Source organism: Nocardia gamkensis NBRC 108242 (genome assembly GCF_001612985.1).
Classification (GTDB): Bacteria; Actinomycetota; Actinomycetes; order Mycobacteriales; family Mycobacteriaceae; genus Nocardia; species Nocardia gamkensis.
On sequence record NZ_BDBM01000002.1, the window covers coordinates 282,885 to 294,560 of the forward strand.

The 11,676-nt window shown below is 65.9% G+C and carries 9 protein-coding genes; 1 reads left to right on the plus strand and 8 read right to left on the minus strand.

What is annotated here, in order from left to right; translation table 11 throughout:
- Nucleotides 1-4: 4 nt before the first annotated feature.
- The 8 genes from NG1_RS35105 to NG1_RS01500 all read right to left on the minus strand — a co-directional run bounded on the left by NG1_RS35105 (nt 5) and on the right by NG1_RS01500 (nt 10,681).
- A complete protein-coding gene (locus NG1_RS35105; RefSeq protein ID WP_168434151.1) occupies nt 5-898 on the minus strand; it encodes a phosphotransferase in 894 nt (297 codons plus the stop codon).
- Between the two features lie 258 nt (nt 899-1,156).
- Complete coding sequence (locus NG1_RS01470) at nt 1,157-1,819, minus strand: hypothetical protein (RefSeq protein WP_062967140.1); 663 nt, start codon at nt 1,817-1,819, stop codon at nt 1,157-1,159.
- Complete coding sequence (locus NG1_RS01475) at nt 1,816-3,486, minus strand: ABC transporter family substrate-binding protein (RefSeq protein WP_062967142.1); 1,671 nt, start codon at nt 3,484-3,486, stop codon at nt 1,816-1,818. Before NG1_RS01475 ends, NG1_RS01470 begins: the two co-directional genes overlap by 4 nt.
- Before the next feature lie 39 nt (nt 3,487-3,525).
- On the minus strand, nt 3,526-5,226 hold the full coding sequence (locus tag NG1_RS01480) for an ABC transporter family substrate-binding protein (protein ID WP_062967145.1): 1,701 nt from the start codon (nt 5,224-5,226) through the stop codon (nt 3,526-3,528).
- Complete coding sequence (locus NG1_RS01485; RefSeq protein ID WP_062967147.1) at nt 5,223-6,908, minus strand: ABC transporter family substrate-binding protein; 1,686 nt, start codon at nt 6,906-6,908, stop codon at nt 5,223-5,225. The genes NG1_RS01480 and NG1_RS01485 overlap by 4 nt, the downstream gene beginning before the upstream one ends.
- Nucleotides 6,909-6,921: 13 nt before the next feature.
- Nucleotides 6,922-8,790 (minus strand): ABC transporter ATP-binding protein, encoded by a 1,869-nt coding sequence (locus NG1_RS01490; RefSeq protein ID WP_062967149.1) that lies wholly within the window; start codon nt 8,788-8,790, stop codon nt 6,922-6,924.
- Nucleotides 8,787-9,707, minus strand: a complete 921-nt coding sequence (locus NG1_RS01495; protein ID WP_062967151.1) for an ABC transporter permease — start codon at nt 9,705-9,707, stop codon at nt 8,787-8,789. The genes NG1_RS01490 and NG1_RS01495 overlap by 4 nt, the downstream gene beginning before the upstream one ends.
- On the minus strand, nt 9,704-10,681 hold the full coding sequence (locus NG1_RS01500; protein ID WP_040864240.1) for an ABC transporter permease: 978 nt from the start codon (nt 10,679-10,681) through the stop codon (nt 9,704-9,706). The genes NG1_RS01495 and NG1_RS01500 overlap by 4 nt, the downstream gene beginning before the upstream one ends.
- A 155-nt stretch (nt 10,682-10,836) precedes the next feature.
- On the opposite strand from NG1_RS01500, the gene NG1_RS01505 reads away from it, so the two are divergent.
- A complete protein-coding gene (locus NG1_RS01505) occupies nt 10,837-11,676 on the plus strand; it encodes a Cof-type HAD-IIB family hydrolase (protein ID WP_084498615.1) in 840 nt (279 codons plus the stop codon).

Sequence of the window (11,676 nt, forward strand, 5' to 3'; positions counted from 1 at the left end):
CGGCTCAGCGGAGCAGGTCCAGGGCACTCCAGTCGTCGGCGGCAGCCACGCAGCGTTCCAGGATGGGCAATCGTGCGGGCCATCCGCCTCCGCTGCGCTCCAGGCCGATGACGTGCAGCGCGAGCGGCGTGCACAGATTCCACAGGAACCCGGCACGCAACTCGATGGTCCACTGATCGGTATCCGCCCGGCCGGCGCCGAGTTCGGCGAGGCGGTCATGGTATGCGCGAAGCAGATCGGCTTCGATCGCCCGCCGTGTGTCGGTCGTCAAGCTGGTGGCGAGAAAACGAGCCACGTCGAGCATTCCGGACGCGTGCTGCAGGAACTGGAAGTCGATCAAGGTGCAGCGGTGTGAACCGAAGTGAATATTTTGACTGTGGAAGTCGCCATGCGCGATGGTCCGGTGCGTCGGCGCGAGCAGGTCGGCCAATTCGTCGAATCCGTCCACCACCAGAGCGGGAGCCTGCCCTAGCGTTCGCGGCCAATCACCTCGGTAGCTGCGCAACCAGCGTCGGCAGAATTGTCCGACTCGCGAATTCGCCGGCGTCAGTGCCCACTCCAGTTCAGTGGGTAATTCGCGACGCCACCACCACGCGTGCACGCTCGCCAGCGCCGTCATCGCCCGAAAGGCCAGATCCGCGGAACAACCGTCGATCTGACGGACGAAGCCTTCGTCACCGAGGTCTTCCATGATGAGCCACGGAGCCGGGTCGAGGCCGTACGTCAGCACCGTGGGCACATCGAACGGCGCGGGATTCGCTTGGTGATACTGGTAGAAACCGAGTTCCACCATCGCGAGGTCGCGGCTTTCGGCGAATCGGTCCGATGACCTCTTGTAGATCAGCGACGCGGGGCCGGAACTGTTCGGTGGGTCATAAGTGACCAGGACACGTTGCACTTCGCCGACGAGTCCGGACCCTGCGAGGCCGCGTACTGCCACGTGAGCGACATGCTCAGCGGAGAGCAGACTGCCAGAAGAACGCAGTCTCGCCTCGAGCTCGTGTGGGTCCATGATTGCGGGTACAGCTGCGACTTCGCCGGTCAAATGAGGTCCTGAGGTCGGTGGAGAGGGCGCGAAACGGATGAGACCACTTTCCTGCTCAGGCTGCACGCGCCGAGTCGCCGATGTCAACAATCGCCGGTCGACCTCTGATCGTCACGTGGGATCCGAACCACCTATGGCGGACAGCCAGATGGACCCGCCGAACGCGACGGTGAAAGCGGCGAAGAAGGTGGTGAGTCCGCCGCCGTCGAGATAGATCCACAGCAGGGCGGCGATCGGGGCAGCGACGGCGGACTGGGCGTCGAGCAGGAGCCGGCGACGCAGCCGGACGGCCTTCGCGGTGTGGCCGGGTGCATCGGGGTCAGGACGGCTCGGATTGTCGATCAGGCGGCCAGGGGGCTCGGCATCGCGGAGACGGCCCGACGGATAGAGGCGGCGTCCGGAGACGTGAACTGTGCGACCGGTCAGTTCGGCCTCGGTTTCGGTGAGGGTGGGCAGCGCCGGGTCGAAGTAGACCGGAAGCCACCGTCGACCATCGGCGCCGTCGATCTGCAAGCATGACCGGCTGACGAGGCGATGTTGCTGGCGGACTCGGGTGACTCGGGCCGTTCGCACGGTGCTCGAACTCCCGAATCCGAGCAAACCGAACGCGACAGCGAACCGGTACGCCGTGTATCCGACGAGCCCGAGCATGACGGCCGCGATCCCCGCCACCTGATCCAACGTGCTGAACGGCGCCCAAGCGGCACAGACCGCGAGGGCACCGCACGTCACCGTGACCGGATAGGCCAGCGGGTGGCCCGATCCAGAACTCACTTCAGGAAGCCGACCTTGGTGTAGTCGCGCGAGGCGAGGCCGAACGCACCGTAGTTCGCCAGATCGGTCCGGGCCGCGTAGGTGCCCGCCGCCTGGTGCAGCGGGATGGAGTAACCCTCTTCGAAGATCATCCGATCACACTCGTTGGCCAGCTGAATGGCCTTGTCCGGGTCGAGTTCGGAAAGTGTCCGGTCGATCAGCGCGTTGAGTTCCGGGGTACCGATCCGCGCCTTGTTGCCCTGCAGGTTGTTCGGATCGTAGTAGTAGATCTGCCGCAGTCCGCTCAGCGGGAGAACGCTACCGTTCCAGCTGAATTGGGCCAGATCGAAGTTTCCGGGGTCGATGACGTTGGTGAACAGGCCGGTGCCCGGCACAGTCTGTATGCTCAGCTTCACGCCGACCCTCGCGAGGTTCTGCTGCACGATCTGCGCGGTCTGCACCCACTGATCCTGCTGGTACATCACGTCGCGGAGTTCGAGCTTGCGACCGTCCTTCTCGCGGACATCGCCGTTGAGTTTCCACCCGAGGGCGTCCAACATGCGGGCCGCCTCGTCCGGGTCGTAGGCGATGGGCGCCGCGTTGTCCTGGTAGCCCTTCTGCCCCGACACGAAGACGTGGTTGTTCAGCGGCTTGGGATCGTCGACGACGCCGTGCTGCGAGGCGGTGACCACTCCCTGCCGGTCGATCGCCTTGGAGATGGCGATTCGCAGCTGCGGATCGGCGAGCAGGGAACCGGGTGCTCCGTTGAACGTGATGTGCGACCAGGTCGGCTCGGGCGTGCGCCGGATGACCACGTTCGCGGCATTGCGGGCCGCGCTGACGTTCTCGATGCCGGACATGTAGGCGATATCGAGTTCGTTGTTCTGGATCGCGGGCAGCCAGGCCGAATGGTCGAGCACGCTGAAGGTGACGGAATCGAGCTTCGGCGTATCGCCCCACCACTTGGGATTGCGCCCGAGCACGATGCGATTCTGGCTGCGGTCGATGGAGGTGACCGCGAAGGGGCCCGCACTTTGCGGCAGCCCGTTCCTGGCCGCGTTGGTGAAGGCGTCGGGGGTCGCGGTGACCGACTTCGGGTACAGCGGGCTGAACAGTCCTTGCCATTCGCCATACGGTTGGTCGAAGGTCACCACGGCTTGCCGGTCATCGGCGCCGCGCTCGACCTTGCCGACCCGTTCGAAACCACCGGTGGCCGAGACGAGGAACGCGTTGTCCTTACCGCTGAGCGCATTCGCCTGAGACCGGAGATCCTCCCAGGTGATCGGCGAGCCATCGGACCAGACGGCCTTCGGATTGATGGTGTACTCCACCCGCTGCGGGCTGTTGCCGGTCAGCTTGATATCGGTGAAGAAGTTGTGGTCGACGCTCAGCTGCCCCGCCGCGTCACTGACGAAGGCGGCGGGCATCGTCGCTTCGACTATGTAGAAGACGGTTTCCGTTCCGCCGTCTACGTGCAGATAGTTGAAAGTCTCCGGAAAATTGGAGAGTGCCAGGCGCAGGTTGCCGCCGTCGCGCAGTTCGCTCGGGTCCCTCGGGTTGATGTCGTTGGTGCTGCCGACCGTGCTGGAGCCCGGGGTCACTCCGTTGTCGCCGCCACAACCGGTGATTGCCAGCCCTACGACGACCAGCGATAAGGCCAGCCGGGCACACGCAGAGGTAATCCGCATGGTGATCCTTCCTGCTCGTTGCGTCCTACGGAAACGACCTCACTTCTCGAAGCCCACCCGGAGGTAGTCCGTGGAAGCCAGCCCGAAGGCGCCGAAGTTGGCCAGGCCCGCACGGACCGCTACGTTGCCGGCCGATTGCGCGACGGGCACCGAATGACCCAGCTCGAAGATCATCCGGTCGGCCTTGTTCGCAAGCTCGATCGCCTTCTCGGGGTCGAGTTCGGAGATGGTCTGCTCGATCAGCGCGTTCAGTTCGGGTGACCCGATCCGTCCCTTGTTGCTGAGCGTATTCGCTGGGTCGTAAGCGTAGATCTGGGGCAGCGCGCCGAGCGGGAAAATGCTTCGTTGCCAGCTGAACTGAGCGATGTCGAAGTTGCCCGGGTCGATGACATCGGTGAACAGGCCGTTGCCTGGGAAGGTCTGGATTTCGAGTTTCACCCCGACCCGAGCCAGATTCTGCTGCATGATCTGCGCCATCTGAACCCAGGTGTCCTGCTGGAACATCACATCCCGGATCACCAGCTTCCGCCCGTCCTTCTCGCGGACGTCGCCGTTGAGCTTCCAACCGAGTTCGTCCAGCATGCGGGCCGCCTCGTCGGGGTTGTAGGCGATCACCGCGGAATTGTCCTGGTAGCCCTTCTGCCCGTCGAGGTAGATGTGGTTGTTCAGCGGCTTGGGATTCTCCACGATCCCGTTCTGCAGCGCCGTGACGACGCCCTGCCGGTCGATCGCCTTCGCGATTGCGACGCGCAGGCGGGGATCCGCGAGAATCGACCCCTGCGCTCCGTTGAACGTGATGTGCGAATTGGACGGACGCGAAGCGCGACGCACGATGATGCCCGGTGAGTTGGTCGCGGACTTGACCTCCTCGATGCCCGAGATATCGATGGCGTCGAGTTCATTGTTCTGCAAGGCGTTGAGACGGGCCGAATAGTCGAGCACGCTGTAGGTGACGGTGTCGAGTTTCGGCGTCTCGCCCCACCATTTCGGGTTGCGGCTGAGCACGATGCGTTGCTGCGCCCGGTCGACGGAGGTGATCACGAACGGTCCCGCCGACTTGGCGAGCCCGTTGCGGTCACGCTCGTTGAACGCCTGCGGCGTCTCGGTCGATTCCTTCGGCATCAGCTGGCTGAACAGGCCCCGCCAATCCGCGTAGTGCTGTCCGAAAGTGGCGATTGCCTGGCGGTCGTCGACGCCGCGCTCGACGCCGGCCAGCCGGCTGTAGCCCTGGGTCGCGTCGACACGGTATTCCGTATTGCGCCCGCTCAGCGCCTCCGCCTGGGACCGCAAATCCTCCCAGGTGATCGGGCTGCCGTCGGACCAGACCGCCTTGGGGTTGATGGTGTAGACCACTCGCTGCGGGTTGGTCTCGGTCAGCGCGATGTCGGTGAAGAAATTGTGGTCGATCGACAATTCGCCCGCGGCGTTGGAGGTGATCGGCCCCGGCAATGTCCAGTCGACCACTTCGGAGAGGTCATAGTCGCTGTCGACGTGGTGTGAATTGAACGTCGCGGGGAAATTCGTGATGGCCAGACGCAGGTTGCCGCCGTCGCGCAGTGCGCTCGGCTCCTGGGGATTGATGTCGTTGGTCGAACCCAGCGCGTTGGAACCCGACTTCACCTCGCTGTCGCCCGAGCCGCAGCCGACCAGTAGCGCGAGCGCCGTGCCCACGGTGAGCGCCCGGACGATCACGGTCCGTGTCCGCCGCCGGCGGTTGCGGGTCGGCTGTACTGGTCTCATTTCACGAATCCGATCTCGGTGTAGTCGTAGGACGCCAGACCGGGGGAGCCGATATTGGCGAGGTCCGCGCGGGCGCCGAAACTGCCGTCGGACTGGGTCAGCGGCAGGGAATGTCCTTCCTCGAACACTTTCCGGTCGACCTCGTTGGCCAGTTCGATCGCCTTCTTCGGATCGAGTTCGGTCAGCGTGCGCTCGATCAGGGCGTTGAGTTCGGGCGAACCGACGCGACCGTAGTTGCCCTGCAGATCGTTCGGGTCGTAGTAGTAGATCTGCCGGATGGAACTCATCGCGAAGGCGTCCCCGGAGAAGATGAACTGTGCGGCGTCGAAATCACCGGGAATGATGACGTCGGTGAAATAACCGGCGCCGGGCTTGGTGTCGATGGTCAGCCGCACGCCGATGCGGGCCAGATTCTGCTGGATGATCTGCGCGATCTGGACCCACAGCGGGTCGTTGTACATCACGTCGCGAATTTCCAGTTTGCGGCCGTCCTTCTCACGGACGTCGCCGTTGAGCTTCCAGCCGAGCGCGTCGAGTTCCTGTGCCGCCTGGTCCGGGTCGTACGCCACCGGCGCCGAATTGTCCTGATACCCGTCTTGTCCCTGGAGGAAGATGTGGTTGTTCAACGGCTTCGGATTCTCGACCAGACCGTTCTGGGTCGCGGTCGCGATGCCCTGCCGGTCGATGGCCTTCGCGATCGCCACGCGCAGGCGCGCGTCCGCGAGAATGGAGCCGGGCGCGCCGTTGAAGGTGATGTGGCGCCAGCGGTTACCCGGGGCGCGGCGAATGACCAGGCCGCTGGTGTTGCGGACCGTCTTGACCTCATCGATCGAGGCGAGCCGGACGAGGTCGAGTTCGTTGTTCTGCAGGGCGCTCGCCCAGGCCGCCTGATCCAGCACGCTGTAGGTGATGGTGTCCAGTTTCGGCGTCTCACCCCACCACTTCGGATTACGGCCGAGCACGATCCGGCCCTGGACGCGGTCGGTGGATTGGACGACGAACGGGCCCGCGCTGGGGCCGAGACGGTCCACGAGCCCCTTGTTGAACGATTCCGGGTCCGCCGTCACGGATTTCGGGAAAAGCGAGGAGTTGCCCGCGAACTGTCCGCGCCATTCGCCATAGGGATGGTTGAAGGTGAGGACCGCCTGCCGGTCGTCCACACCGCGCTCGACCTTGTCGACGAACTCGAAGCCGTTGGTGATCGCGATCAAGAAGCGCTTGTCCCGCCCGCTGAGCGCGCGTGCTTGCGCGGCGATGTCCTCCCAGGTGATCGGCGTGCCGTCGGACCAGACCGCCGCGGGATTGATGGTGTAGGTGACCTGTTGCGGATCGGTGCCGGTCAGCGCGACATCGGTGAAGTAGTTCCTGTTCACGGTGAGGTTGCCCGCCGCGTCGACGTCGAACGCGCGCGGCATGAGCGGGCGCTCGATGTCGGCGATCTCGCCGTCGTTCCCGTCATTGGACAGGGTGTTCCAGTTCGCGGGGAAGCTGGTCACCGCCAGGCGCAGATTGCCGCCCTCGCGCACCTCGTCGCGGTCCTTGGGATTGATGTCGCTGGTCGTGCCGAGCGCGTCGGACAGTCCCGCGGCCGAATCGTCGGCGCCGCTCGCGCAGCCCGCGGCGATCAGCGCGAACGCCGCCAAGCCCGCGGTCCACCGCATTCGGTCGAAACGGATCCGCATCGCGCTCTCCTGACTATCGGCTGACTGCTGGAACCGGCACCGCGTCGATCAGCGCCCTGGTGTACTCGTGCCGAGGATCAGCGAATATCTGCTCCGCCGGGCCGTATTCCACGATCTTGCCGCGATACATGACGGCGACGTCGTGGGCCAGATTCCGCACCACCGATAGGTCGTGCGAGACGAACAGGTAGGACAGCCCGCGCTCGGTCTGCAGATCGCGCAACAGGTTGAGCACACCCGCCTGGATCGAGACATCCAGCGAGGAGACCGGCTCGTCCAGCACCAGCAGCTCCGGGTCCAGCGCGAGTGCCCGGGCGATGCTGATGCGCTGTTTCTGGCCGCCGGAGAAGTCCGCGGGATAGCGGTCGGCATGGTCCGGGCGCAGCCCGACCTGCTCGAGCAGTTGCGGGACCCGGCGGGCGATTTCGGCCCGCGGTCGCCCGTCGATGCGCAACGGCTCGGCGATCGCGTCGAAGATCGGCAGGCGTGGGTCGAGCGAGGCGGTGGGGTCCTGGAAGACGATCTGCATCTTCCGGCGGATCTCCCGCTTGCGCGCCTTGCTCAGCGACGCGACATCGTTGCCCATGATCTCGATGGCGCCCGACTGCGGCGGTATCAGATCGAGAATCTGCGTGAGCGTGGTGGATTTGCCGGAGCCGGACTCCCCGACCAGCGCCAAGGTGCGCCCGCCGCGGACCTCGAAGCTGATGCCGTCGACTGCCCTGACCTCCCCCGTGCGGCGGCGCAGTACTACACCGGAGGTGATCGGGAAGATCTTCACCAGATCCTTGACGCGCAGGACCACATCGGATTCCACCTCCGCCACGGCGTCCGGCTCGGCGATCTCGCGGCGGTAGGCCTCGAACAAGTCGTCGGCGCCGACCTCGGCGGTGCGAATGCAGGCGGCGGTGTGCCCGAGTTCGACGGCCTCCAGCGGGGGTTCCGCGGCTCTGCATTCGTCGATCGCCACCGGGCAGCGCGGTGCGAACGAGCAGCCAGGCGGCAGGGCGTGCATAGCGGGCGGCGCGCCGACGATCGGGATCAGCGGCTGCCGCGGCGGACCGTCCATGCGCGGAATCGAACCGAGCAGGCCGACGGTGTACGGCATGCGCGGCGCGCTGAACAGTTCCGCCGCGGTGGCGGTCTCGACGATCCTGCCCGCGTACATGACGGCGACGCGGTCGGCCAGGGTCGCGGCGATGCCCATGTCGTGGGTGATCATGATGACGCCCGCGCCGGTGATGTCGCGCGCCTTGCGCAGCAGATTCAAGATTTGCTTCTGCACCGTCACGTCCAGCGCGGTGGTGGGCTCGTCGCAGATGATCAGCGCCGGATCGTTCGCGATCGCCATCGCGATGACCACGCGCTGGCGCTGGCCACCGGAGAACTCGTGCGGAAACGCCTTGGCCCGCACCTCCGGATCCGGGATGCCGACCAGGTCGAGCAGCTCCACCGCCCGCTTCGCGGCTTCGCGCCTGCCCATCTTGCCGTGCGCCAGCAGGGCTTCGGCGATCTGATCGCCCACCCGGTACACCGGCGTGAGCGCCGACAACGGGTCCTGGAACACCATGCTGATGGAACTGCCGCGCAGCCTGGACAATTCGCGATCACCGAGCCCGAGCAGTTCGCGTCCGCGGAACCGGATGGAACCGGTGATCCGCGCCTGCTCCGGCAGCAATCCCATGACCGCCAGCGAGGACACCGACTTCCCCGAGCCGGATTCACCGACGATGGCGAGCACCTCGCCGTCGGACACCGTGTAAGTGACGCCGCGGACCGCGTCGATCCGGCCCTCCTCGCTGGGGAAGGACACCCGCAGATCGGTGATCTCCAGCAGCGGCGCGGTCGAGGCCGTCTTCTCGGTTTCTCCTGCGCTCGTCATGCTTTCGCCTTCTTCTTCGACCGAGCCCGCTTCGCGCCGGGATCGAACGCGTCGCGCAGTCCGTCACCGACGAGGTTGGCGCACAGCACGGTGATGATCAGCAGACCACCCGCGAACAGGAACAGCCAGGGATAGGTCAGCGCTGATTTCGTGCCGGCGGCGATCAGCGAGCCGAGCGACACGTCCGGCGGCTGCACGCCGAAACCGAGGAAGCTCAGCCCCGTTTCGGCCATGATCGCCGAGCCGACGGTGAGGGTGGTGTCGATGATCAGGATCGAGGCGATGTTCGGGATGATGTGACTGAGGATCACCGTGCGGGTGGGCGCTCCCATGTACCGAGCGGCCCGGACGAATTCGCGATCACGCAGGCTCAATGTCAGGCCGCGCACGATCCTTGCCGAGATCATCCAGCCGAAGCAGGACAGCAGCACGATCAGCAGCAGGATGGAACCGCTGCCCTTGGTGCGCGGCGCGAACAGCGCGATGATGATGAAACTCGGGACCACCAGCAGCAGATCGACCAGCCACATGATCGCGCGATCGGTCCAGCCGCCGAGCAATCCGGCCAGCGAACCGGCGGTGGCCGCGATCGTGGTGGACAACAGCGCGACGCACAGGCCGATGACCAGCGATTTCTGCAATCCACGCAGAGTCTGCGCGAGCACGTCCTGCCCGATCTGGGTGGTGCCGAACGGATGTTTCGCGCTCGGTGGTTTGAGCAGGGCGGTGTAGTCCAGTTGCTGGTAGTCGTAGGTCAGCAAGGGCGGCAGCGCGAAGCTCGCGACGAACAGCGCGATGAGGACCAAGCCACCCGCGACGGCGGGCTTGTTACGCAGGAAGCGCCGCAGGACCAGCCTGCGCCGTCCGGTCGCGGTGACCTCCGGGGCGCCTTGGACGATGATTTCGGCTTCGGTCATCCCACACGCACCCTGGGGTCGAGAATCGCGTACACGATGTCGGAGAGCAGACCCGACACCAGCACGACCAGGCCGGCGAACGCGGTAACCGTCACCACGACATACAGATCCTGCGCGTTGATCGAGTCGACCAGCCACTCCCCGACCCCGTGCCAGCCGAAGATCTTCTCGGTGAACGTCGCGCCGGTGATCAGGGCCCCGAGACTGTAGGCGAACAGTGTGGCCATCGGGATCAGCGCGGTGCGCAGGCCGTGCTTGTACAGCGCCTTGCTTCGGGTGAGGCCCTTGGCGCGGGCGGTGCGGATGAAATCGCTCTGCAGCACGTCGAGCATGGCGTTGCGCTGATAGCGGCTGTAGCCCGCCATGGCGCCGAGGGCCAGCGCGGTGGTGGGCAGGATCAGGTGCTGGACGCGGTCGAGCAGCTGCGGCCCGAACCCTTCGATCTTGTTCGCCGACGTCTCGCCGGTATAGAGGAAGATCTGCGACCCGGTGAGCGAGTTGATCTCCAGCGCACCGTATTTCAGCAGCGTCGCGAGCAGGAACACCGGTGTGCTCAAGACCAGGAGCGACACCACCGTGGTGAAGTAGTCGCTGAACTTGTACTGCCGGATCGCGCCCGCGGCGCCGATCAGTACGCCCAGCACCGTGCCGACCAGGGAGCCGACGATCAGCAGGCGCAGACTCACCGCGACCCGCCGCGGCAGTTCCCGGCTGACCGGCTGACCGGCCAGCGTGGTGCCGAAGTCGCCGTGCGGAATGCCCGCGAGCCAGGTGATATAGCGCTGCGGGATCGGGTCGTTGAGATGCAACTCCTCGGCCTTGGCGTCGATCACTGCCTGTGGCGGGCGCGGGTTGCGTTGTTCGAGACTGTCCAGCGGCCGGAACGTCAGTGACGCCAGGCTGAACGTCAGGAACGAAGCCAGCAGCAGCAGCACGACATAGTTGAGCGCGCGTCGTAGCAGGAAGCCGGTCATCAGTCCTCTGGTCTTTCGGCTGGACGGGCCAGCGTCGGTATTAGTCCCCGATCATAAGGACGTGGTCGGCGGCGCGCGTGCCACACGACATCCGGGCATGTCCGAGGCTCGGCCGGACACCGGCCCGCAGGACCGGACGGGCGTCGTCCGGCAGGATGGAATGGGTGATGCCCCTGCACCTGCCCAAGCCGAAGATGGTCGCCACCGATGTGGACGGCACGCTCATCGATCACGACGAGCGGGTCACCGCGCGGACCAAGGCAGCGGTAGGCGCCCTGATCGCCGACGGTGTGCCGTTCGTCCTGGCCACGGGGCGTCCGCCACGCTGGATCGATCCCGTGGTGCAGGGCCTGGGTTACGCCCCGCTGTGCGTGTGCGGCAACGGTGCGGTGATATACGACAGCGCCGCCGACCGGGTGCTGGCCAGCATGACGTTGGACGTGCCGACGCTCGCCTGGCTCGCCGAGGTCGCCGAGCGGGCGTTGCCCGGCTGCGGTCTGGCGGCCGAACGCGTCGGCGAGCGCGCGCACGACGCGGTGACCCCGCAGTTCGTCAGCTCGCCGCAGTACGAGCACGCCTGGCTCAACCCGGACGACACCTCGGTCGCCCGCGAGGAGGTCATCGACGCGCCCGCCATCAAGATGCTGATCCGGCTACCCGGCGCGCGCAGCTCGGACATGCGCACCGTGCTCGCTCCGCTGATCGGTGAGCGAGCCGACGTCACCTACTCGACCGAGCACGGGCTCATCGAACTGTCCGCGCCGGGCATCACCAAGGCCGCCGGGCTGGCGGTGGTCGCGCAGCGGCTCGGTGTGGACGAGTCCACCATCGTCGCGTTCGGCGACATGCCCAACGACGTCCCCATGCTCACCATGGCGGGCCACGGCGTCGCGATGCGCAACGCCCACCCCGAGGCCATCGCCGCCGCCGACGAGATCGCCGAATCGAACTCCGACGACGGAGTCGCGCGAATCCTCGAACGCTGGTGGATGTAG

Excerpts from the sequence above, each read along its gene's own strand:
- NG1_RS01505 (WP_084498615.1), top strand. The coding sequence starts at position 10,837 with ATGGAATGGGTGATGCCCCTGCACCTGCCCAAGCCGAAGATGGTCGCC.
- NG1_RS01495 (WP_062967151.1), bottom strand. The coding sequence starts at position 9,707 with ATGACCGAAGCCGAAATCATCGTCCAAGGCGCCCCGGAGGTCACCGCG.
- NG1_RS01500 (WP_040864240.1), bottom strand. The coding sequence starts at position 10,681 with ATGACCGGCTTCCTGCTACGACGCGCGCTCAACTATGTCGTGCTGCTG.
- NG1_RS01475 (WP_062967142.1), bottom strand. The coding sequence starts at position 3,486 with ATGCGGATTACCTCTGCGTGTGCCCGGCTGGCCTTATCGCTGGTCGTC.
- NG1_RS01485 (WP_062967147.1), bottom strand. The coding sequence starts at position 6,908 with ATGCGGATCCGTTTCGACCGAATGCGGTGGACCGCGGGCTTGGCGGCG.
- NG1_RS01480 (WP_062967145.1), bottom strand. The coding sequence starts at position 5,226 with ATGAGACCAGTACAGCCGACCCGCAACCGCCGGCGGCGGACACGGACC.
- NG1_RS01490 (WP_062967149.1), bottom strand. The coding sequence starts at position 8,790 with ATGACGAGCGCAGGAGAAACCGAGAAGACGGCCTCGACCGCGCCGCTG.